12 protein-coding genes are annotated in these 25,810 nt (G+C 44.5%); 10 read left to right on the top strand and 2 right to left on the bottom strand.

All coding sequences use genetic code 11. From position 1 onward, the window contains the following. Nucleotides 1-229 precede the first annotated feature (229 nt). From trxA to QUB11_RS15880, 9 genes are all read left to right on the top strand, one after another. A complete protein-coding gene (gene trxA / locus QUB11_RS15840; RefSeq protein ID WP_006631199.1) occupies nt 230-553 on the top strand; it encodes a thioredoxin in 324 nt (107 codons plus the stop codon). 189 nt (nt 554-742) lie between these two features. Next, nucleotides 743-1,810, top strand: coding sequence for an LOG family protein (locus tag QUB11_RS15845; RefSeq protein ID WP_333204260.1), 1,068 nt, complete (start codon nt 743-745; stop codon nt 1,808-1,810). A gap of 301 nt (nt 1,811-2,111) precedes the next feature. Next, a complete protein-coding gene (locus QUB11_RS15850) occupies nt 2,112-2,714 on the top strand; it encodes a hypothetical protein (protein WP_333204262.1) in 603 nt (200 codons plus the stop codon). A 110-nt stretch (nt 2,715-2,824) separates the two neighbouring features. Continuing rightward, nucleotides 2,825-4,012 (top strand): urease accessory protein UreH domain-containing protein, encoded by a 1,188-nt coding sequence (locus QUB11_RS15855; protein WP_333257056.1) that lies wholly within the window; start codon nt 2,825-2,827, stop codon nt 4,010-4,012. Continuing rightward, entirely contained in the window at nt 3,987-4,460 is a 474-nt protein-coding gene (locus tag QUB11_RS15860) for a hypothetical protein (RefSeq protein ID WP_333204266.1), read from the top strand. The genes QUB11_RS15855 and QUB11_RS15860 overlap by 26 nt, the downstream gene beginning before the upstream one ends. Nucleotides 4,461-4,735: 275 nt before the next feature. Next, a complete protein-coding gene (locus QUB11_RS15865) occupies nt 4,736-6,178 on the top strand; it encodes a cytochrome ubiquinol oxidase subunit I (RefSeq protein ID WP_333204267.1) in 1,443 nt (480 codons plus the stop codon). 8 nt (nt 6,179-6,186) lie between these two features. Next, nucleotides 6,187-7,200, top strand: coding sequence for a cytochrome d ubiquinol oxidase subunit II (cydB, locus tag QUB11_RS15870; RefSeq protein WP_333204269.1), 1,014 nt, complete (start codon nt 6,187-6,189; stop codon nt 7,198-7,200). A 492-nt stretch (nt 7,201-7,692) separates the two neighbouring features. Next, a complete protein-coding gene (locus QUB11_RS15875) occupies nt 7,693-13,053 on the top strand; it encodes an AAA family ATPase (protein WP_333391142.1) in 5,361 nt (1,786 codons plus the stop codon). Nucleotides 13,054-13,216: 163 nt separating this feature from the next. After that, on the top strand, nt 13,217-18,577 hold the full coding sequence (locus QUB11_RS15880; RefSeq protein WP_333204273.1) for an AAA family ATPase: 5,361 nt from the start codon (nt 13,217-13,219) through the stop codon (nt 18,575-18,577). 235 nt (nt 18,578-18,812) lie between these two features. On the opposite strand, the gene QUB11_RS15885 is transcribed toward QUB11_RS15880, so the two are convergent. Both QUB11_RS15885 and QUB11_RS15890 read right to left on the bottom strand, forming a co-directional pair. Beyond that, nucleotides 18,813-21,035: a PAS domain S-box protein gene (locus QUB11_RS15885; RefSeq protein ID WP_333204276.1), complete on the bottom strand. Its 2,223-nt coding sequence runs from the start codon at nt 21,033-21,035 to the stop codon at nt 18,813-18,815. Nucleotides 21,036-21,447: 412 nt separating this feature from the next. Further along, the gene (locus QUB11_RS15890; protein ID WP_333153386.1) at nt 21,448-22,926 is read right to left on the bottom strand and encodes a leucyl aminopeptidase; all 1,479 of its coding nucleotides are present in this window, start codon (nt 22,924-22,926) and stop codon (nt 21,448-21,450) included. 337 nt (nt 22,927-23,263) lie between these two features. On the opposite strand from QUB11_RS15890, the gene QUB11_RS15895 reads away from it, so the two are divergent. Continuing rightward, on the top strand, nt 23,264-25,462 hold the full coding sequence (locus QUB11_RS15895; protein ID WP_333204278.1) for a transglycosylase SLT domain-containing protein: 2,199 nt from the start codon (nt 23,264-23,266) through the stop codon (nt 25,460-25,462). The last annotated feature ends 348 nt before the right edge of the window (nt 25,463-25,810 follow it).

The following is a 25,810-nucleotide window of genomic DNA, read 5'->3' on the forward strand; positions in this document are numbered from 1 at the left end:
AAGCATCCAGGATACAAGCCCCCGGATTCATTCCGAAAGCAGACTCAGGACCCAGAAATAAAAAACCTGTATCCGAGGAAACTTGCCCCCCGAATTTATCCGTGGGGTCAATGCTTCAATTCTAAAATCTAAAATCTAAAATCTAAAATCTAAAATCGATTGACGCAAGTGGTTACATTTTTTGCTAGACTTGTTATCCGAGAAATAGTATTTACAAGGATGGCTAGGGATGTCAGCAGCCGCGCAAGTAACCGACTCTACCTTTAAGCAGGAAGTGCTCGATAGCGAAGTTCCAGTTCTAGTGGATTTTTGGGCTCCCTGGTGCGGGCCCTGTCGGATGGTGGCACCCGTCGTAGACGAAATTGCCCAGCAATATGAAGGGCAGGTCAAGGTAGTAAAAGTTAATACCGACGAGAATCCTAACGTGGCCAGCCAATACGGTATCCGCAGCATTCCGACGCTGATGATATTTAAGGGGGGTCAACGTGTGGATATGGTGGTAGGGGCAGTTCCGAAAACTACTCTAGCCAACACTCTGGAAAAGTACATTTAACTGAATTGCGAGCGGTTTCGCGCTGTTCTTTGTGGGCCGCGAAAGCTAACTCGCTTCAGAACCGGGGCAAAGCTACGGGAAAAGTTATTAGTGGTCAGCAGGGCAATTTGCTGGTGGCTATTGGCTTCTAACTTTGGCTTGCCCCTTAATTTTTGGTAGCGACAATTTGTTATCGTTTCGGAAAAATTCATGATTCGTTCTGGGTCTGGTCAAGGTTTTGAGTCCCTCCAAGCTGAATTGATCGATTTGCTCGATCGCTTCCCAATGTTAAAGCACTCTGAGTGGATCGAACGATCGCTCTCTACTATAGTGCAAATGGCCGGAGAGGAGCTCGATCGCCTAGACTGGAAAATTATTGCGGCGTCGCTCCGAGATATGGAGAGCGCTTTTGAGATGTTTTATCCTTACCGACACGTTCGCAAAATTGTGATTTTTGGTTCGGCGAGGGTGTCACCGCAATCGGCAGAATATTTGATGGCCAGAGACTTTGCGCGGGCGATCGCCCAGCAGGGGTTTATGGTGATTACTGGCGGCGGCGGGGGAATTATGCAGGCGGGGAACGAGGGGGCGACTGCTGAACGTTCTTTTGGTCTGAACATTCAGTTACCTTTCGAGCAGAGTTCTAATCCTTTCATTGCCGGCGATCCCAAATTGCTCAATTTTAAATATTTTTTCACTCGTAAGTTATTTTTTCTCCGGGAGAGCGATGCTTTAGCTCTGTTTCCGGGCGGTTTTGGCACTCTGGACGAGGCTTTTGAGTGTCTGACTTTGACTCAAACTGGCAAGTTCGGGCCGGCTCCTTTGGTATTGATCGATCGACCGGGAGGAGATTATTGGCACGATTGGAATTATTTTGTGCAAAAACAATTGCGGGGCAGGGGTTTGATTTCACCCGACGATCGCAGCCTGTATACGATTACGGACGATATAAATGTCGCTTGCGAGGCGATCGGTAGTTTTTATCTGGTTTATCACTCCTGCCGGTACGTGCGCGAAAAATTGGTAATTCGCTTGAAAACAGAGCTTTCTGAGGAGAATGTCGATCGGCTAAATACTGATTTTCGCGATATTGTTGTCACCGGAAAAATTGAAAAAAGTCAAGCTTTGGAACCGGAAATTGGAGATGCAACTTTCGATCTGCCCCGCCTAGTTTTGCATTTCAACCAGCGGGATTTAGGGCGGCTTTATCAGCTAATTGCTGCTATTAATCAAATGGGTGCAGCATCACCCGCCGCAGCGCATCCAGCACAAAAGTAGTTATTAGTCATCAGTCATTAGTCATTTGTCATTAGACTTGTAGGGAATGAGAATTAAATAACTTGCATTTTTTGTAGGTTGGGTTGAGGCACGAAACCCAACGCCACGCTTGATTGTTGGGCGGAGTGAAACGGAGGGTTCGTTCCACGGGCCCAACCTACGAAGTTATTTAATCCACGATCCTAGGGTGCGTCAGGCTTTCGTTAGAGAGCGATTATTAATGGTTGAGATCTCAGACGCACCATACTCTATGTGTCAATTGCGTAAGTCCTAAGAAAGTGAAAAATCAAGGGTAAAATGTATGGCTTACAGCGATTTTAGTTTGGCAAGCGTCAAAAAAGCTTTGAATTTAACGATTTCGCCGAGGCAAGATTTGTTTTCGGCCGTACCTGCTTTAGAATGCAGCAATCATTTAACAGAAACTTTAGCTTATAATGTTCCTTTTGCTCTGGCGAGTAATACGGAAAAATCACGCTCAGAAATGATCATTACGCCGATATTACTGGAACTTACCAAACAGTTTCCCGATCGCATTAGTTTGTTTTCGGGAGTCGATTTTACGGTTGACAGCGACTTGGGATTAAACGGCAGTTGCGATTTTCTGATCAGTCGATCGGTAGAGTTCCTGATTATTAGCGCGCCGGCGATTTTAATCGTTGAGGCTAAAAAGGAAAATATTAATGCTGGGTTGGGTGAGTGCGTAGCGGAAATGTATGCAGCTCAACTGTTTAACGAACGGGAGGGAAATCAGGTATCGAGGATTTATGGGGTTGTGACAACGGGAGAAATTTGGAAGTTTTTAATGCTGGAAGGGCAAGCAGTTCAAATAGATTTATTGGAGTATTTTTTGAATCAGGTTGATAAAATTTTGGGAATTTTAGCGATGGGCATTCAAAATGGGTAATTGGGAATTGGGCATGGGGAATTGGGCATTGGGCATGGGGTAATAGGTAAGCAGTAAAAACAAATCTAAAATCTAGAACCGCATGACTCAATATGCTAGACATCCTGCTAATGACAACTTTAGGATTTCTCGGTAGTTTCGGGCACTGCGCTGGGATGTGCGGCCCGCTGACAATGGCGTTTTCTCTTTCTAATTCCGGCAACGATAAATTAGCTGCTTTCCGCTTTCATTTGCTGCTAAATTTGGGGAGAATTGCTGCTTACGCTTTGGTTGGTGCTGCAATTGGCGGACTGGGTTCGGTGTTAATTGCTGGCGGACTTTTGGCAGGTACGGGTAGCGAATTGCGGCGGGCGATCGCACTTCTGACGGGCACCATGCTGATTTGGTTCGGAGTAGTGCAAATTAAACCGAACTTGCTGCCGGGATTGCCGCTGCTGCACCCAATGTCGCACGATCGAGTCGGACAAGCAATGAGCAAGCTTTCGGCACAAAAAAACTGGTGGGTGCCGGTTGCTTTGGGTTTGCTTTGGGGTTTGATTCCCTGCGGTTTCCTCTATGCGGCGCAGATTAAGGCGGCGGAAACGGGAAATTCGGTTTTGGGTGCGGCGACGATGCTGGCTTTTGGACTCGGCACCTTGCCAACTATGCTGGGAGTGAGTTTTTTTGCTGGCAGATTGAGCGCGGACAAGCGCAGTCAACTGTTTCGTGCGGGTGGGTGGGTGACGATATCGATCGGGATTCTTACCTTGCTGCGAACCGATGAAATGGTTGATTTTACTGGCCACGCAGCGCTGCTGTGCTTGATGCTAGCACTGTTGGCGCGTCCGGTGAGCAAGTTTTTACCGCAACTGCTGCGCTACCGCCGCGCCTTGGGTGTGGGCGCGTTTGTCCTAGCAGTCGCCCACACGTTTCATATGCTGGATCATACGCTGAAATGGAATTTTGACGCGCTATCTTTTATGTTGCCGCAGCATCAGTTGGGAATGGCGGCTGGGATGACGGCGCTGCTGTTGATGTTGCCGGCGGCGGTTACAAGTTGCGATCGTCTTCAAAATTTTTTAGGCAAGCTGTGGCGAATGCTTCACCTGTTAAGCGTTCCAGCTTTGTTGCTGTGCGCTGTACACGCGGCACTCATCGGTTCCCACTATCTCGGCGGCTTTGAATGGAAGTTGCACAATCAACTGCTGACAGCCGTGTTAGCGGTGGTTGTGGTATTAGTTATGTTTGTGCGATCGCGCTTATTTTGGTCAGTTTTATCACTAGAAAATTTCTATGTTTCCCCTGTCAAACAAAAGTAAAAGTTTAGGATTGTTAGTATTTTTGGGAGTGCTAGTAGAAGCAACAATTCCCAGTGCGCCGCAGTTAAACTCGATTTCAGTTTTGGCGCACGAAGTCGAAGTATCGGGAGATGTAGCCGCTACCTTTCACCTAGAACCCAACCACAATCCCCGCGCCGGACAGCCTGCGAGAGTGTGGTTTGCGCTGACTCGCAGGGGCGGTCAAATTATCCCGCTAGAGCAGTGTAATTGCAAATTGGCTGTTTATCCTAAAAATCGTAAAGAGGGGGATAAGCCGCTGATGCAGCCGCTTTTAACCGCCATATCTGCCGAGAAATATCAAGGGATTCCGGGAGCTGATATCGTGTTTCCCAAGGCTGGAATTTACGAACTTGAATTGAGCGGAACAGCCAAAAACAAAGCTAATTTTAAACCCTTTAAACTGAGTTATACAGTCACGGTTCGCTAAGATAATCTTTCCCTCACCGAACATAAATCTTGTAGGGGCGGGTAAACCTGCCAATAAATGCCTAAAACCCACAATCTCACAAACCCGCCCCCACCCAAAGGCAAATCATAATCTACCTATTTTAACATACCAGAAAATACAACCCAAATCTGTATAAAACCTTAAAAATTGCCAACTCTACAAATTGTCACAAATTTTTACACTACATTATAACCAGTGTCCATTCTTGATCTCGTGGAAACAAACCTCTTTTGAACTGAGCAAAGGATATAACGATGGATATCTTATCTAACACCGTGGCCCTATCACGGATGCAATTTGCGCTAACCGCCATATTCCATATGCTGTGGCCAGTTCTGACTACGGGAATGGGAATTTATCTGGTAATTGTTGAAGGAATGTGGCTGAAAACTCGCAATCCCGACTACTACCATCACGCTCGTTTTTGGTCTAAACTCTACGTCCTCAACTTCGGTATTGGAGTAGCTTCAGGAATTCCGATGGAATTTCAGTTTGGCACGAATTGGGCACCATTTTCCGAAGCAGTAGGTGACTTTTTTGGCAGCATTTTAGGCTTTGAAGCTTCAATGGCATTTATGCTAGAAGCCGGCTTTTTAGGCATTATGCTGTTTGGTTGGGAGCGCGTTAACCCGATCGTCCATTATTTCGCTACAATCATGGTAGCCTTCGGCGCTAACCTATCCACAGTCTGGATTTTAGTCGCTAACTCTTGGCTGCAAACTCCTGCAGGCGGAGAAATGGTCAATGGCAAGTTTATTGTCAGCGATTACTTTCAAGCAATTATGAACCCCTTCGCATTAAACAGCATTCTTCATATGTTTTTTGCGACGTTAGAAACTTCCCTGTTTGTCATTGGCGGAATTAGCGCTTGGTACATTCTCAATAAGCGCAACCAAGCCTTTTTTTCCAAGTCTTTAAAAATTGCCATAGCGACAGCAATCGCCGTTGCACCTTTGCAGATATACATCGGACATTTGAGCGCCGAACAAGTCTATCACTATCAACCCACTAAATTAGCAGCAATCGAAGCTAAGTGGGAAACTTCACCAGCGGGAGAGTCCGCAGATTGGACTTTGCTAGCTTTGCCTAATGAAAAAGCCCAAAAAAATGACTGGGAAATTAGTGTCCCTAATGGCTTAGGCTACGTTCTGGAATTCAAACAAAAACTCTCCGAACCCGTACTCGGATTGAAGGAATGGAAGCCAGAAGATAGACCCCGGATGGTGGGTTTAATCTATTATTGTTTCCGCATCATGTCCGGGATTGGATTCTTCTTTTTAGGACTGATGCTGTTCAGTATAATTCAGTGGATGCGAGGCAAACTTTCTGCTGAAAATATTAGCAGTCAACCTTGGCTGATGCGCGCTTGGGTATTAGCTGCTCCCCTGGGATATATTGCTGTAGAATCGGGTTGGATTGTCCGCTGTGTCGGCAGACAACCGTGGGCTTTATACGGGCAAATTCGCACTGCTGATGCGGTGTCAAACATCCCCGCCAGCAATGTTCTAACTTCTCTTAGTTTCTTTGCAGTTATTTACAGCTTTTTGTTTGTTTGTGCCTTGTATTTTGGCAGCCGAATTATCCGCCAAGGGCCTAATTTAAGTCTGCCTGTGCCTGGTTTAGACAATGAACCTGCCATCGAAAGTCAACCCGCAGAACACATTCCCGATCAACGTCCCTTAGAAGCACAACAATAGGAGATTTTATGCAAGCTTTGGAGCATTTTCTCCCACAAGTTTGGTTTGTAGTTTTGGCTTTGTTTCTCCTGCTATATGTCATGCTAGACGGTTTTGACTTAGGAGTAGGCATCCTCTCTCTGACTGCTTCCGACGAGGAACGCCGGGGCATTTTAATGACGAGTTTAGGCAACGTTTGGGACGCGAACGAAACGTGGCTGGTTTTAATGGGAGGCGCTTTATTTGGCGCATTTCCTCTCGCTTACGGCACGATTTTGACAGCGCTGTACATACCGATTTGCATGATGCTTTTTGGTTTGATATTTCGGGCTGTAGCCTTTGAATTTCGCGAGCATTCTAATCGCAAATTATTCTGGAATTATGCCTTTGGTGCTGGCAGTTTTTTAGCAGCTTTAGCTCAAGGATTTGCCCTAGGTGCGGTGCTCGAAGGCATTGCGGTTGATGAAGCCGGTCACTTTGTGGGGACTACTTGGGATTGGCTGGATTGGCGATCGATCTTGGTTGCTTTGACGCTGATTCAAGGCTATGTTTTGATCGGTTCAACCTATCTAATTATGAAAACGGAGGGCGAACTGCAAACAAATCACTATCGCACGGCTAAAATTGCGGCGGTGACAACTTTAATCGGAGCGATTTTAATTACGATCGCCACTCCGATTTTTTACGAAACTGCTAGATCCAGGTTGTTCGAGAAACCGCTAGTTTATGTCTTTGCCACGATTCCTTTGTTGGGAGTGCTGTTGGTGGGACTGCTGCTGAAAAGTCTCGCAAGCAAAGAAGAACGCACGCCGTTTGTCTGGACGATTCTGATTTTTTTGCTGACTTTCATCGGCTTGGGATTGATTGTTTTTCCCTACATTATTCCCTCGCAAATCACGATTTACCAAGCCGCAGCTTCGCCCAGCGCCCTGGTATTTATGATTGTGTTTATGGGCATTCTGATCCCGATTATGATTTTTTACAACATCTACAATTATGTTGTGTTTCGGGGTAAGGTTGTCGGCGGCCACTACGGGGAATAAAGAATAATAAAACCGCAGATTTAAGTCAATCTACGCAGATAAGCTCAACTCTATATCCTGGTTTATCTGCGTATATTTGCGGTTAGAAATTACAAATTATTGTTTTCTGATACCATCAGAAATTACGCAACCATACTATACATAACATAGCGCAAATAGTGCAGCATAGGGAAATGAACTGGTTGAGAATTAGCGATCGCACGTCATACGATTTGAAATTTAAGATTTGAGATTGCTCGCACGGATGAGTCCGAGGGCTTGCGATGTGGAGGTGCAGCTTTTTCCACAGGTACACGGATGAATCCGGGGGCTTGTGACCAAATTGCTTGATTGTCAAATAATAGTTGATACACATAGGGAAAAAATTACAGTTAATTCTGTCCCTAGCGAGGGTGCAGAGTTGGCGATCGCTATCTTTGTCAAATAATAAAATACAATGGAACGGAATGGAATTTTTAATTTAACTGTTGTATAATATAGGGTCAACAAGTTATGGATGCGATCGCAAATTTGTCAGGTTATCAGATTACAGAGCAACTTTATGCAGGTACACGTACCCTAGTCTATCGAGGCATCCGTACCCGCGATCAATACCCAGTCGTCATCAAACTGCTGCGAAACGAATACCCCACCTTCAACGAGATCGTCCAGTTTCGCAACCAATATACCATTGCCAAAAATCTCGACTTCCCTCACATCGTCAAACCCCTGACGCTGGAAGTATACCAGAATAGCTATGCCCTAGTAATGGAGGACTTTGGCGGAGTCTCCCTATCTACTTATCTCCAAACAGCAACAAATCAAACCCAACCATCTCCAGCTTTACCTTTAGCAGAATTTCTCCAACTCGCCATACAACTAACAGACATTATTCACTATCTCTACCAAAACCGAGTCATTCACAAAGATATTAAACCCGCTAATATTCTCATTAATCCCGATACCCAAGAAATTCAACTAATTGACTTTAGTATTGCATCCCTCCTACCACTAGAAACCCAAGAAATCCAGAACCCTAATATCTTAGAAGGAACATTAGCCTATCTCTCCCCCGAACAAACAGGACGGATGAATCGAGGCATTGACTATCGTAGTGACTTTTATTCCCTGGGTGTGACTTTTTATGAATTGTTGACAGGAAATTTGCCATTTATCTCGGATAATCCGATGAAATTGGTGCATTGTCACCTCGCAAAACAGTCGATACCGATCCATCAAATAAATCCCGAAGTTCCCCTAATTTTATCGAAAATTGTCAGTAAGCTGATGGCGAAAAATGCCGAAAAACGCTATCAAAGTGCATTAGGACTAAAGCACGATTTAGAAAAGTGTTTATTTCAGTTACAAAAAACAGCCAAGATAGAAGATTTTGAACTCGGAAAGCGAGATATTAGCGATCGCTTTACTATCCCCGAAAAGCTCTACGGTAGAGAAAAAGAAGTTGAGCAACTATTAGCTGCCTTTGAGCGAGTCAGCCTGGGAGCAACAGAAATGATGCTAGTAGCAGGTTTTTCGGGAATTGGGAAAACCGCCGTTGTCAATGAAGTTCATAAACCCATAGTCCGTCAGCGCGGTTATTTTATCAAAGGCAAATACGATCAATTTCAACGCAACATTCCCTTCAGTGCATTTGTGCAAGCCTTCCGCGACTTAATGGGTCAATTGCTATCAGAATCGGATACCCAACTGCAAACATGGAAAACCCAGATCTTAGCAGCAGTGGGAGACAATGGACAAGTCTTGATTGACGTGATTCCTGAGTTAGAACGTATAATTGGCGCTCAACTTCCTGCAACAGAATTGTCAGGAAGTGCCGCCCAAAATCGCTTTAATCTGCTAATGCAGAAATTCGTGCAAGTTTTCACGAGCAAAGAACATCCTTTAGTGATGTTTTTGGATGACTTGCAATGGGCGGATTCAGCATCCTTGAATTTGCTACAATTATTGATGATCGATACAGGATATTTATTAGTATTGGGGGCATTTCGAGATAATGAAGTTTCTCCCGTGCATCCATTTATCTTAACAGTGGATGAGATAGTTAAAACGGGGGCAACAGTGAATACGATTACTTTGCAAGCGTTAAGCCAACCAGATATGAATTTGTTGGTGGCGGATACGCTGAATAGCGAATCATCCCTTGCCCAACCTTTGACAAAGTTAGTCTATCAAAAAAGTCAGGGAAATCCTTTCTTTGCCACTCAGTTTCTCAAAGCATTACATAACGATAAGCTAATTAGCTTTAATTGGGATATTCGGCATTGGCAGTGTGATATTGCCCAAGTCAAAGCCTTAGCAATCACTGATGATGTGGTGGAGTTTATGGCGTTGCAATTGCAGAAATTGCCCCAAGCAACTCAGGATGTGATCAAATTAGCTGCTTGTATTGGATCGCAGTTTGATTTGAATAAGCTGGCGATTGTTTCAGAAAAATCCCTAGAAGTAACAGCGGGAGATTTATGGAAAGCATTGGAACAAGGCTTTATTCTGCCTATTTCTGATGTCTATAAGTTCTTTACTCAGACTGACATAATATCGACGAATCAAACCGCTATCAATGCGACGTATAATTTTTTGCACGATCGCCTCCAGCAAGCGGCCTATTCCATGATTCCTGAAGACCAAAAACAAGCCGTCCATTTGAACATTGGGCAATTGCTGCTCGATCGAACTTCACCAGAGCAACTTGATGAGAAAATTTTTGCGCTTGTCAGTCAATTTAATTTGGGAATCGATCGAATTGTGTTACAGGAGCAGCGAGACTATGTAGCAAACCTCAATCTTATGGCTGGGCGTAAAGCGCGGCTCTCGGCTGCTTACCCAGCATCAGCTCAATACTGTGAGATAGGGCTGCAACTTTTAGCCACTGACAGTTCTGATCAATGGATCAGACAGCCCCTTCTTACTTCAGAACTCCACATTGAAGCTGCTAATTCAGCCTGTCTGATTGGCGCATTTGAGCGTGTAGATGCTTGCGTCGAGGAATTTCTCCAGCATAAGTCAAACCCCCTAGAACAAGTTAAAGCCTTAGAAATAAAGATTCAATCCTTGATTGCCCGCAATCAATTATCAGAGGCAATTCAGGTGGCACGGGCAATCCTTCAAGAGTTGGATGTTGAGTTGCCAGAACATCCCACCCAAGACATGGTAGCCCCTGCTCTCAATGCTATTCGCGATCGACTGATGAGTGTGGATGTAATGAATTCACCAAGGATGAGCGATCCACAGAAGCTGGCTGCAATGAATATTCTCAGCAGTATGGCTTCAGCAGCCTATATGGGTTCGCCAGCACTCTATCCCTTGATTGTACTCAAACAAATTGAATTGTCACTTCAGTTTGGAAATGCGATCCAAACACCCTATGCTTATTCAACCTATGGACTAATTCTTTGTGCATTTGGTGGGGAAATTGTAGCCGGAAATCGTGCTGCTGATATCGCGATCGCCTTGATGGAAATGTTGAAAGCATCGAGTTTTAAAGCGAAAATTTTCAATTTAGTTTATCCATTTGTTCGCATTTGGCAGGAGCCAATTCATACTGTACTGATGCCTTTGCTCGAAGGCTATCAAGCGGGCTTGGAAACGGGAGATTTGGAGTTCGCCGCTTACTGTGCCTATAACCGCTGTCAACTCGCTTATGCTGCGGGAAATGAACTTCTACAACTGGGGCAAGAGATGCAAACCTATGCTCTTGCGATCGCCCAACTCAAACAAACAACTGCTCTGAACTTTCACCAAATTGTGCAACAGGCAGTCTTAAATTGGACAGGTGAAGCCGACGATCCCCAGAAACTGGTTGGAGCAGCTTACGATGAAACCACACGATTACCTCAGCATAAATTAGCAGGAGATACTTACTCTATCGGGAGCGTCTATGCTCATAAATTGATTCTGGCTTACCATTTTGGGCAACCCCAAGAAGCTCTGGAAATGGCTCAAATTGCCGAGAAAACAATTGGTGCCATTATCGGAACTGTGTTCTATGGAGTCTTTTATTTCTATCATGCACTGACGCTACTGGCAAACACGAACACCTTGCCAATTAGTGAAGCGGTTACGAAGGATCTTGAGCAACTTACGAATTGGGCAACTCATGCACCCATGAACTTTGCCCACAAATGCGATTTAATTCGAGCCGAACAGCAGCGAGTTTTAGGACACAAAGCAGAGGCGATCGACCTCTACGATCGCGCGATTGCTGGAGCCAAAGTCAACGGCTACCTTCAAGAAGAGGCACTCGCCAACGAACTAGCAGCGAATTTCTACCTCAAATGGGGCAAAGAGAAAGTGGCAGCCGGATATATGCAAGAAGCCTACTACTGCTATGCCCGATGGGGAGCTAAAGCCAAAATAGACGATTTAGAAAAACGTTATCCTCGCCTACTTGGTATTATCCTTCAGCAAGCTCAATCCTTTAGTTCCTTTAAGGAAACGATCGCCCGGGGAACGATTACTTCTACTCAATCTTCTAGCAGCAACTCTGATTTTCTAGATTTGCCTACTCTGATCCAAGCCTCTCAAGCCATTTCTGGGGAGATTGAACTAGATAAACTCCTGACTACTCTCCTAAAAATAGCGATCGCGAATGCTGGCGCCACTAAGTGTGTCTTATTGCTCAAACAAAAACAGTATTTACAGGTAGCGGCTCTTGTAGCAGAGGGACAGGAACCTGAGCTATTACCATCAATACCTCTAGAATCCAGTAAGGATGTAGCAATTAGTTTGGTTAACACTGTCAAGCGTAGTTTGAAACCTTTGCTAATAGTTGATGCTAGGGTAAGTTCCCAGGTTGCGAGCGATCGCTATATTGAACAGCACCAGCCGATCAGTGTTCTTTGCATTCCAATTCTTAATCAAGGGCAGTTGATAGGAGTTTTATACCTGGAAAATAATCTGACCGTAGGCGCGTTTACTAGCGATCGCATTGAAGTGCTAAATTTGCTGGCTTCTCAAGCTGCTATTTCCTTAGAAAATGCCCGTTTGTATCAAGAATCTCAACAAGCATTTACCGATCTCAAACAGGCACAAATAAAAATGGTTCAAAGCGAAAAGATGTCAGCATTGGGAAACTTAGTGGCTGGGGTTGCTCACGAAATTAATAATCCAGTGGGTTTTTTGGTTGGTAATATTCAACCCGCCTTAGATTATATCAAAGATTTGTTTGGATTGCTCGATTTGTATGAACAAAAATATCCGCAACTCGATCCAGAAATTCAAGAAGAAATTGAGAACATCGATCTTGACTACATCCGGGAAGATTTACCGAAATTAGTAGGTTCGATGCGGGAAGGCGTGAAGCGGATTCGGGATATTAGTACCAGTCTACGGACATTCTCCCGTGCCGATACTAACTATCCCGTAGCTTGCAATATCCACGATGGCATCGATAGCACCATTATGATCCTGAAACATCGCCTCAAGGCTAACGATACTCGTCCAGAAATCAAAGTGATTAGGGAATATGGGAATTTGCCACCAGTGGAGTGTTATGCCGGACAGTTGAATCAAGTATTTATGAATTTGTTAGGTAATGCGATCGATGCTTTGGAGGAATCAAATCAAGGGAAACCTTATGCAGAAATTGCCAATCAAATTACCATTAAAACCGACGTTGTAAGCGATAAAAAACAAGCGATTATTTGCATTAAAGATAACGGTGTGGGCATGACTGAGGCCGTGCGAGAGAAGATTTTTGATGAGTTATTTACTACCAAAGAAGTCGGGAAAGGTACGGGGTTGGGATTGGCGATCGCTCGTCAAATTGTGGTAGAGAAACATGGAGGGGCGATCGAGGTAAATTCGGTATTAGGAGAAGGGACGGAGTTTACAATTTTATTGCCGATGAAAGGATAAGACTATTATCTTGATAGAACGCCATCTTTCTCTTGAAAAGTGAAAAGAATAAAACCGATAGAGTCTGTAGGCTGGGGATTTCGGAGTTTTATTTTCCTCAGACTAGATCAATAAAAGTGTATACTTACTTACAAGAGTCAATATCTGAGATGGGGTAATCCAGATGAGTGCAGCAGTGGATTTGACGAACCGAATTTCGGGATATCATCTGGTTGAGCAACTATACTGCGGTTCGAGAACCCTAGTTTATCGAGCCATCCGAGAAACAGATCAGCTTCCGGTTGTCATTAAACTATTAAATCGAGACTATCCCAGCTTCAGCGAACTGCTGCAATTCCGCAACCAGTATACCATCGCCAAAAATCTACGTCTGCCTGGAGTCGTTGAGCCCTACAATTTGGACTCCTATCGCCACAGCTATGCCCTAGTAATGGAGGATTTTGGCGGTATTTCTCTACGAGACTACGCCCAAGAGGTCTCGCTGACTCTAGCAGAAATATTAGAAATAGCCATTCAAATAACTGACATCCTTCACGGACTGTACCAAAACCGAGTCATCCACAAAGATATTAAGCCAGCTAACGTCCTGATTCATCCCGAAACTAAACAAGTCAAACTGATTGACTTTAGCATCGCCTCCCTACTTCCGAGAGAAACTCAAGAAATTCAAAATCCCAACGTCTTAGAGGGAACCCTCGCCTATATTTCTCCCGAACAAACCGGACGAATGAACCGAGGTATTGACTACCGCACCGACTTTTATTCCCTAGGAGTTACATTTTACGAACTGCTGACAGGAAAACTGCCATTTGAATGTGACGATCCGATGGAGTTAGTTCACTGCCATATTGCCAAAAAACCTCCTTCAATAAACAGCCAAGAAATCCCGCAGGTAGTTGCGGATATTGTCATGAAGCTGATGGCAAAAAATGCCGAAAAACGCTATCAAAGTGCCTTGGGATTGAAACATGACTTAGAAAGGTGTTTGCAGCAGTGCCAAGAAACTGGAAACATTGAAACTTTTGAGTTAGGAACGCGGGATATATGCGATCGCTTCCTGATTCCCGAAAAACTTTATGGTCGAGAAACCGAAGTACAAACCCTGTTGAATGCCTTCGATCGCGTGGCCAATGGCACATCAGAATTAATGCTAGTCGCTGGGTTCTCCGGGATTGGAAAAACGGCTGTAGTCAACGAGGTACATAAACCGATTGTCCGGCAGCGCGGCTATTTCATCAAAGGCAAATTCGACCAGTTTAACCGTAACATTCCCTTCTCGGCATTTGTCCAGGCATTCCGCGATTTTATGGCACAATTACTGAGTGAAAGTGATGCCAAAATCCAAGAATGGAAAACTCAAATTCTCGAAGCGCTCGGTGACAACGGACAAGTCATTATTGAAGTCATTCCCGAACTAGAACGGATTATTGGACAACAACCCCCAGCCCCAGAAATATCTGGTGTTGCGGCTCAAAATCTCTTTAATTTGCTCTTCCACAAATTTATTGCGGTCTTCACGACAAAAGAGCATCCCTTGGTGATGTTTTTGGATGACTTACAATGGGCGGATTCGGCATCGCTGAAGTTAATGCAGTTGCTCGTCAATGAGTCGCAATTGGGTTATCTATTGCTGCTTGGAGCCTATCGGGATAATGAAGTATCACCAAGCCATCCCCTGATGTTGACCTTAGATGAAGTGAGGAAGGCAGGAACCACACTCAACACTATTACATTAGCACCGCTTGCCCAAATCAGTTTAAATCAATTGGTAGCGGATACGCTAGTTTGTGATCCTAAGTTGGCACAACCGCTGACAGAATTGATCTATCAAAAAACTCAAGGAAACCCATTTTTTGCAACGCAGTTTCTCAAAGCCTTGTATCAGGATGAATTGATTACTTTTGAGATCCAATCGGGACATTGGCAGTGCGATATTAGCAAAGTGAGAGAGGCAGCACTGACCGATAATGTAGTGAAACTTATGGCGCAGCAGTTGCAGAAATTGCCCCGAGAAACTCAGTCTGTTTTGAAATTAGCCGCTTGCATTGGCAACCAGTTTGACTTAGCAACATTGGCAGTTGTTCTAGAAAGTTCTGAAACTGAAACTGCAACGGCGCTATGGAAAGCGTTACAAGAAGGTTTGGTTTTGCCCCAAAGTGAAGTTTATAAGTTTTATGTAGGAATAGAACAGAATGTTTCTCAACCGATTTCTCGAACGGTTGCCTATCGCTTCTTGCACGATCGCGTCCAGCAAGCGGCTTATTCCCTGATTCCCGATGACAAAAAGCAAGCCACTCATCTCAAAATCGGGCAGTTGCTACTACAAAATTCCGCCGACGTAGAACGCGATGAAAAAATATTTGAAATTGTCAGACACTTGAATCAAGGGAAAGATTTAATAGTTCAACCAAGGGAGCGCCAAGAATTAGCCGAATTAAATTTAGTGACAGGGCGGAAAGCCAAAACTTCTAACGCTTATGCTGCCGCAACGGTATATTTACAAACAGCGATGGAGTTACTGACAACAGACTGTTGGCAAAATCAGTATGAATTGACCCTAAATATTTACATCGCTACTGCCGAAGCTGAATATTTAAACCTTAACTTTGATAAATCATTAAAATTAGCTGAATTGGCGCTGACAGCAGTCAAGAGTTTACTCGAAAAAGTGAGAATTTATGAATTACAAATGCAGATTCATATTGCTCAGCAAATAGAAATGCTTGCCGCAGTAGAGATTGGGTTAGAAGTGTTAGAAAAACTATCAATCTCTTTACTAACAATTGACTTGGAAAAGGATTTAATAATTGATTTACCCAATCTTGACGATTTAGATAATTTGCCACTTATGACAGATCCATATAAGCTGGCAGCTATGCAAATTTTAAGAACACTCTGTACTCCTGTATTTGTAGCAAAGCCAGAGATTTTTCCGCAATTAATCATCACCATGATTAAGTTGTGTATTAAATATGGAGATTCAGCAATATCATCTTTTGCCTATGGTTTTTACGGGTTATTATTAGTAGGATTAGGTCAATTAAATAGAGGTTATCACGCAGGTTTAATTGCCTTAAACTTATTAGATAAGTTCAACGCTAAAGAGCTAAAAGCCCAAGTTTATAACTTGTTTAATGGCAATATTCGCACTTGGAAAGAACCAGCCAAAAATAGTGTGGAACCTTTGCGAGAAGGACTACAAGCAGGGCTAGAAGTAGGTGATTTTGAATGGGGTGGATATTGTGCTGCAAATTTGTGTAGTTACTTATTTTTTACGGAAGATAACTTAGAATCAGCCATCCAGCAACAAGAATTTTATGGTAATTTTTGTATTAACTTTAAACAAGAAAGTTCTACGCATTTCTCGCAAGTATGGCGACAATTAGGTTTGAATTTACAGGGTAAAGCCGCAGATCCCCTATTATTGATCGGTAAAAGCTTTGATGAAGAGAAAAGTTTGCCCCGAATTATTGCTGCTAAATCGGGAATAGTTTTATTTATGTTTTATCTGGCTAAAACTATTCTAGGTTACTTGTTGGGCGATAGTAGCCAAGCCTTAAAAAATGTGAGTCTAGCACAGGAGCAATCCGGCTCGGCTTTTGGTTTTATGCAAGTCATAATTCTGAATTTTTACCATTCGCTAACATTGTTAAATCTGTATACTGAAGTCACGGTAGATGAACAAAGAAGCTACTTGGAACAAGTCAATGTTAATCAGGAAAAAATGAACTTTTGGGCTGAAAATACACCAGAAATAAATCGGTATAGATCTGAATTAATTGAAGCGGAAAAGGCTAGGGTATTAGGGATTAATTGGCAAGCCATAGAGTTATACGATCGCGCGATCGCAGGAGCCAAGGAAAACGGTTATATCCAAGAAGAAGCGCTAGCCAACGAATTAGCTGCCAAATTCTACCTTGACTGGGGCAAAGAAAAAGTTGCCGCCAGCTATATGCAGGAAGCATATTACTGTTATGCCCGTTGGGGAGCATTAGCCAAAGTTGAAGACTTAGAACAACGCTATCCCCAATTACTTCATCCCATCCTGAATCAGCCCCAACTTCGCTTTAATCCTCTAGAGACGCTGGCAACGATGAGCCACTCTTCGCACACTTCCACCACCAGTAGCACGAGTATTTCCGATGCCCTTGATTTCGCATCTATTGTGCAAGCTGCTCAAGCTTTATCCAGTAAAATTCAGCTTGATGAATTACTCGACACCCTCAACCAAATTATTTTGAAAACTTCTGGGGCAGAAACTTGTGCTTTGCTACTCCCCCATCAAGATGAATGGCAAATCCGGGCAATAACTCACATCAATCCAGATAACCAGACCCCCACAACCCTGCTGCAAACCCAACCTCTGGATAGCTCTGTGGTGATTCCGCTCAAGCTGATTTATTATGTGAAACGCCACCTCGAACCCGTCGTTATTGAAGGTGGCAAGACCGATATTCCGGGTTTAATGAATGACTGTACGCTCCAGTATCACTCTCAGAGTATGCTATGTACTCCGATTCTCGATCGCGGGAACTTAGTTGCGATACTTTATCTCGAACATAGCTCGACGAAAGGAGTGTTTACTCGCGATCGTCTCCTCGTACTCAACTTCCTCTGCACTCAGGCTGCCATTTCCTTAGAAAATGCGCGATTGTATCAACAAGCGCAAGACTACGCCCACCAATTAGAACAATCTCAACTGCAATTAGTGCAGAGCGAAAAAATGTCGGCGTTGGGGAATTTAGTGGCCGGGGTTGCCCATGAAATTAATAATCCAGTCGGATTTATTTCTGGCAATATTCATGAAGCGATCGCCGCCGTCAAAGATATTACAGAATACTTGCAACTCTATAAAGAAAAATTTCCCAGTCCGGGTGAGGAGATTGAAGAAAAAGCTGAAGAGAGCGATATCGAATATCTCTTAGAAGATTTACCCAAAATGTTGAATTCGATGCAAATCGGGTGCGATCGCATTCAAGGTATCAGCACCAGTCTTCGTACCTTCTCCCGCTCCGACAAAGATTATAAAGTTCCTTTCAATATTCATGAGGGAATTAACAGTACGATTTTGATTCTCAAACACAGATTGAAAGCGAACGAACAGCGTCCAGCGATTGAAGTTGTCAAAGACTACGGGAACTTGCCATCAGTTGATTGCTTCCCCGGACAATTAAATCAGGTGTTTATGAATATATTGGCAAATGCCATTGATGCACTGGAAGAATTAAAGCGGGAACCGAGTTTAGAGAAGACTAAAGCCCCAGCCAATTGCATCAGGATTCGGACAGAAATAAAGTCTAAGGAGTGGGTGACGATTCGCATTTCTGACAACGGGCCAGGGATAGCAGATGAGATAAAAGGTCATATTTTTGACCACTTATTTACAACTAAAGGTGTGGGTAAAGGTACGGGGTTGGGTTTGGCGATCGCACGACAGATTGTAGTTGAGAAACACTCTGGTATGCTAGAAGTCAACTCAACTTTAGGTAGAGGTACAGAATTTATAATTTCACTGCCATGTTGAGCATTACCTTGGTAATTTATATCGTTTCCGGTTGCATCGGAATGATTTAACCGCAGAGGCCGCAGAGAACGCAGAGGGAGAGAATACAGAGATGAATAATTCCGATGCTACCGGATTTGATATTATAGCCAATTTGGTGATTTTTATTGAAACTTAAAAGTTTTTTACACCACACTTTACAATTTATAGTGGTCGATAACTTCTGCCCAATTCTTGATACTTCCGTCGCACTAATTTATAAAGGAATCTCGATCGCAAATTCCGTACCTTCTCCTACGGTGGAACGGCAGATCAAGGCTCCTGCGTGTTTTTCCGCGACAATTCGGTAACTGATGGCTAACCCCAAACCAGTGCCTTTTCCCATCGGTTTTGTCGTGAAAAACGGGTCAAATAATCGGCTACGCACGTCTTCTGTCATGCCGATCGCATTATCGGAAATGCGGATGCAAATACTATTTTCGTTCAGGGCTTCTGTGCGAATGCTAATAATTGGTTCCCAATCGTCGCTGCAGGCTGCCGCTCGCCTTTTTTGGTTGCAAGCATCTTCCAAGGCGTCAATACTGTTGCTAAGCAGGTTCATAAATACCTGATTTAGCTGACCTGCATAACATTCAATTAAAGGAATTTTACCGTAATCTTTGATTACTTTAATTTCTGGATAGTCGCCTCTGGCGCGCAGTTTGTTGTGTAAAATTAGGAGCGTATTGTCTATGCCTTCATGAACGTTGGTAGGCTTTTTTACCGAGTCGTCTAAACGCGAGAAATTTCGCAAGCTCAGAACTATTTCGCGAATGCGATCTGCTCCCATTTTCATCGAAGATAATATTTTTAGTAAATCTTCTCTCAAAAATTCTAAATCGATATTGTCAATACATTCTTGAACTTCTACCACGGGCTGAGGATAGTGTTTTTGATAAAGTTCCACAAGCTGCAACAAGTCTCGGATATATTGGCTGGCGTAGGAAATATTGCCGTAGATAAAACTGACAGGGTTATTAATTTCGTGAGCTACTCCAGCTACCATTTGACCGAGACTTGACATTTTTTCGGTATGAATTAGGTGAGCTTGAGTTTCTCGAAGTTCTTTGAGAGCGATTTCTAGCTGCTGGGCTCTGTTGTTGGCGATCGCCTCGGAGAGCCGCAAAGCATCCTCCGCTGCTTTGCGCTCTGTCATGTCAAAAATGGCGCCGTTGAGGGATAAAACTTTACCGTCTGCGTTGAAAAGGGCTTGACCTTTCTCTGCAACCCACCGCACATTTCCGTCGCAGTGAATTAGGCGATATTCGATGATGTAAGGTTGTTTTGTCTTAATAGCCCGATCGATAATTGTCTCGATCTGCTCAACGTCATCGGGATGAACTATACTCGGAAAAGCCTGCACCGGTTTTTGCATAAAGTTAGCAGCAGGATAGCCGGAAATAGCTTCTATGCCACTGCTGATAAAAGTTACGCTCGATCGCCCCGCAGCACTGCACCGGTAAACCGCACCGGGAATGCTAGAAACTAATGACCTAAATTCTTCTTCCCTTTCTCGCAAAGCTGCCTCAATCCGCTTGCGTTCGCTAATGTCACGAGCAAACGCGCACTGATATTCTTTGCCGTTAAATTCCAAATGGTTGATCGTAATTTCTACCGGAAAAATGCGACCGTACTTAGTGAGGTGGTGAACTTCAATATTAACCGAACCGCAGCGTTTTAAGACTTTCCAGTGCAAACTCCAAGCAGTTTGGGGAAAATCTGGATTGATGTCGTGCACGGTCATCGAGAGCAATTCTGCTTCTGAATATCCCAATGAAGTGCAAGCAGCGTCGTTGACGTACAAAAATTTACCGTCGGGCCCGATCCAGAATATCGCATCTGCCGATCGGTCGATCGCAAACTGAGTCAGTTGCAACTTTTCCTCAACTCGGTGGCGATCGGCAATTTCTTTTTCTAACTGTTCATTAAGCGAATTGAGAGCTAAAGCGCGATCGACAATAGTATCTGAAGGGTAAATATCGATCGATTGTTTTGCCAATTCTCCTTTCTGGATATCATGTTGGTGCTGATTTTCTTCTACCTGTTTTAACGACTGTTGTTGAACTTTTTCTTTTTGATTTAAACCAGACTCGGCAAGTGCTTTCGGCATCAGGGCAAGGGCGGTTGCGGCTAAAAGCCAAGAAATCAAAGCACTTGCAGCTTTGAGAGTTACCGACAGCCAATATATCGAATGCCAAAGCGTCCAAACTTCCGTCAATTTAGCCGCGCCCCAGGCAAAAAAAACAACGGCAAACACCCGGAAAATCCTGCGGTGAGAACCTTTGCGGGTAAAATAAACTAAAGATAGGGCGATCGAGCAATAAGCCAGTGCCGTCAGCGAGTCAAAAACAGCGTACAATCGCAACTCCGGCACCACGTTGCAGGCGAGTGTAGAAGATACAGCAAGTGTGGAAAAAAAAATTGTTAATTGTTCTTGCATAAAGTTCAAGAAAAAAATTATCTGTACCAATGCAAATCAGATCAAATCTAATTATTTGATTTCGGCTAGTGAAATATTTACATAATTATATACTTTTTTCATTTTTTATGAAACAGCTATTTTTTCAGGAAATATCAAAACTGTCGAGGTTGGGCCCTGGGAACGAAGCTTTGCCCAAGTATGAGCAATGGTGAGCGTCACGGCTAGCAACGCTTACCTTGCTCCCTGTGACGGAATACATAGGTTCGCGTACTGATTGCTTCAGAAACATTTAAATTGTTAATGATCGCTATTAAATTTTCTTTTAGATTACTTAAGCAGTGAGCCAGAGGTTTTTAACCCCTGGCTCACAGATGGACTAGCAGACTTTTAAGGCAGAGAAAATCTCAATTTTTCCGCTGGAAATCCACAATTAAGCACCGCCCAGCGCCCAATGCACCAAAGTCCGAACTCCAAAACCAGTAGCCCCAGGGCCATTGTAGCCATTTTCTTTGTCAGTCCAAACCGGGCCGGCAATATCTAAATGGGCCCAAGCAGTATCCTTCACAAACTGCTTCAAAAATAGCGCCGCCGTAATCGAACCGCCGGGACGTGGGCCTGTGTTTTTCATGTCGGCGTGCAATGCTTTCAATCCCTCAAAATATTTTTCTTCCATCGGCATTCGCCAAAATTTTTCGCCTGCCAATTCTGAGGCGGCGACTATTTCGGCGGCGACGCTATCTTGAGGACTCCACAAACCCGCGATATCGTCGCCTAAAGCAATTACGCAGGCCCCGGTTAGAGTTGCTAAATCGACAATTGCGTCAACTCCCAATTTATCAGCAAATACCAAAGCATCAGCCAGGGTTAAACGACCTTCAGCGTCGGTATTGTTGACTTCAATTGTTTTGCCGTTGGAAGCTGTAAGGATGTCTCCAGGGCGCATGGCGCGGCCGCTGATCATGTTTTCAGTGACGGCGCTGATAAAGTGAACTTCCACATCTGGTTTGATGTGTCCGATCGCCTTTGCCGCTCCTAAAGTAGCCGCAGCGCCGCCCATATCTATTTTCATCATTTCAATGCCGCTGCCCGCACCTTTGATGTTCAAACCGCCAGAATCAAAGGTCAATCCTTTGCCGACAATTGCTATTTTGCGGCGCGGTGTGCCTTCTGGTTTGTAAGTTAAATGGATGAATTTTGGCGGTAAATCCGATGCTAGGGCAACGCCGAGAAAGGCTCCCATTCCAAGTTTTTCACAGTCTTCCCGCTCCAATATTTCTAATTCTAAACCGCATTCGGCAGCTAGACTTTGAGCAGTTTCGGCCATTGTAATCGGGGTGACAAAATTTGCCGGCGCTGCGACTAATTCCCGTGCCAAAATGACTCCGGCAGTGATTTGGCGGGCGCGGGCGATCGCACTTTCGGTACCGGCAAACCCGAGCAAATGAATTTGTTCGAGTTGCGGGCTTTTGTCTTCCTGTTCCGATTTGAAACGGTTGTCTTGATTCAGGGAGAGTTCTACACCTTCGGCGATGGCGCTTGCTGTAGAATCCGGCGCGTTTTTCCACACCGGAAAGCTAATTCCGAGGGTTTTGCATTTCTCTTTTTTGGCTAACTTGGCGCAAACCCCCGCAGCTTGCCGCACGGTGTCTAATTTTAAGTCCTCTGTTTTGCCCAAACCGACGATCGCAATTTTGCGAATGGGATTATTGCCGCCGACGCGGGTGATGGCGCTCGTGCCCACTTTGCCCTTAAAATCTACTTCCAGTAGCAGCTCTTTCAAAGTGCCTGCAAGCTTTTCATCTAATTGTGCCAGCTCGCCCGTGAGTTCCAAGCCGTCCTCAAATAGACCAATTGCCAGGGCGTCTCCCGTCCAAACAGAGCGGGGCGTATCGGTGACTAGAAATTCCATGTTTTGATTTACACTTTAGATTTTAGATTTTTGATTGTACTTTGCAGTGGGTGGTTTGTGGTTTTTCGTTGGTGCGGGTAAATAGATCGATCGCACAAATTCTCCGCTCCACATCAAAATAAATTCTGCTACTATATCAGCCAAGTCCGCCTGCGATCGGATCTTCCACCAATCTCAATCATCTGTTTGGGGGTTGGCTGTCCGTTTTTGCCCCACTCTTAACATTTATTTCTCGTTGAACAGGCATCCTGCCTGTGATGGCGTGGAACACCCATCCTGCCTGTGATGGCTTTTGACAAACGATGGTTCTCTATATCTTATTCTCTTAAATTTTCCCATGCTAAAACGACGCCGGGCCCGATTTTCTGTTTTAATCAGCGTTTCAGTTTGCGTTATTGCGATCGGCTCTTTGGTTGCTGCGATGAAATTGATGGGTTTGGGCTCATTCCAGAAGGCCGAGCAGCCCCTGGAGGCAGCGAATTCCGAATCGCAAGTCAAGATGCTGGTATCGCTGTCACCGAGCGAGCGATCGGCAAAATTAGTTGAACTCGCAGCTACTCAGTCTGCAAGTACAAACCCACAGCAGCAAATCTCCCCTCAAAGCCGCGCCCGCTACCTGCTTGCCAGCGATTTAATCCAGCAAGGAAATGCGGCCAAAGCATTAAAGTTATTGGACAAATTAGAGCAAGAATATCCGGTTTTAGCTGCTCACATTGCCTTAAAAAGGGCGCAAGCCTACCAATTAAGCGGCGACAAAGGCAAAACTCAAAAAGCTTGGGAGGAACTGCTCAAAAACTATCCGAGCGACCCGGTAGCAGCGGAAGCTTTATATGTTTTAGGCAAGTCAAAACCGGAATATTGGCAACAGGCAATTACTGAATTTCCCGCTCATCCCCGCAGCGTAGAAATTGCTCTCGGCAAGTTAAAAGAAAATCCCAATCAGCCGAAGTTGATGCTGCTCGTAGCAAAACACGGTCATTATGTCAAAGATTACGGGACAATTGTGGAACAACTGGTGCAGCGAAACAGCGCCTCTTTGAAACCGGAAGATTGGGAAGAAATTGCCTTTGGCTATTGGGAAAAACAAGATTATGGCAAAGGAGCTATTGCTTACGGGAAAGCTCCCCGCAACGCTAAAAATCTTTATCGCAAAGCTCGCGGTTTGTGGCTCGACGGAAAAATCCCGGAATCGAGAATTGCCTATCAAGAATTAGTGCGCGAGTTTCCCGATGCCGAAGATACTGGTTTGGGTTTAATTCGGCTGTCGCGGCTGAGCGAACCGAAAGAAGCGATCGTTTTGCTCGATCGAGTTATTAGCAAATTCCCCAATTATGCCCCCGAAGCTTTGTTAGATAAATCGCAACTTCTCGACAAAGCACGCAGTGGTCAATCCGCCTCAGATACCCGCAAGTTGCTCTTGACAAAATACAATAATTCTGATAAAGCAGGCGAATTGCGGTGGACGATCGCCCAGCAGTTTGCCAAAGGCGGAGATTTAAAATCAGCTTGGCAGTGGGCGAGAGAATTAACCACCCACAATCCCGACAGCGAACAAGCTCCAGAAGCAGCATTTTGGGTCGGGAAATGGGCACAGCAACTCGGCCGGCAACAAGACGCCAAGACTGCATTTGACTACACGATCTTACGCTATCCAGAATCATATTTTGCATGGCGATCGGCTGTACTTCTTGGCTGGCCAGTCGGCGACTTTACCACAGTCCGAGATTTGTCTCCCAATGTAGTGCGGCCGCCTCAGCGCCCCGAACCAACTGCGGGTTCTCCTGCGTTGAAAGAACTCTATCAATTAGGTCAAGATAGGGATGCTTGGACCCTGTGGCAAGTAGAGTTTATCGACCGCGTAGAACCAAGTATTGCCGAACAGTTCACCGACGGTTTAATGCGAGTAGGAGTTGGAGATAACTTAGACGGTTTGTGGATGGTTGGTAGTTTGCGACAGCGCGAGAAACCAGATGATAGAACCCAATACCTCGAACTCAGACAGCAACCGATTTATTGGCAAGCACTTTATCCTTTTCCTTACTTAGAAACCATTGTCAAATGGTCGCAACAACGCAAAATAAATCCAGTATTAGTAACCGCATTAATCCGGCAAGAATCGCGGTTTATGCCCGCCATCAAATCATCAGTTGGCGCCACTGGTTTAATGCAAGTAATGCCGGAAACAGCAGCTTGGGTTGCCGCTCAAATCAGCCTCAAAAAGTATTCATTGGAGAATGTGGACGACAACGTTAAACTCGGTACGTGGTATTTGGATCACACTCACGACGAGTACAAGAATAACTCGATGTTAGCTGTGGCGAGTTACAATGCCGGGCCGAATGCAGTTGCAGATTGGTTGAAGAGGTTTAGTTTTAGTGACCCGGATGCTTTTGCGGAAAAGATTCCGTTTCCTGAAACGAAAGGATACGTGAAATCGGTGTTTGAGAATTACTGGAATTATCTGCGGATTTACAATCCAGAAGTTAATCAGTTAATGAGTGAGCATTATGCGGCTTCTCAGAAAAAAGCAAAGTGAATTATTCGTGGTGTGGGGGCGGGTTTATCTAAATTGTTGGTAATCGTTATATCTTTTTGGTGGAACCCGCCCCTACAAAATATGGTTTCGTAGGGGCGGGTTCCACCAACCATAATCGCCCCAAACAAACAATCTCAAAAACCCGCCCCCACCCAACAAACAATCATCATTTACATTGGGGAATTTAATGCAAATATCAGGTTAATGTGAATTATTCGTGGTGTGGGGGCGGGTTTATCTAAGTTGTTGGTAATCCTTAGATATTTTTGGTGAACCCGCCCCTACAAAATATGGTTTCGTAGGGGCGGGTTCCACCAACCATAATCGCCCCAAACAAACAATCTCAAA

Source organism: Microcoleus sp. B6-A1 (genome assembly GCF_036705085.1).
GTDB lineage: Bacteria > Cyanobacteriota > Cyanobacteriia > Cyanobacteriales > Microcoleaceae > Microcoleus.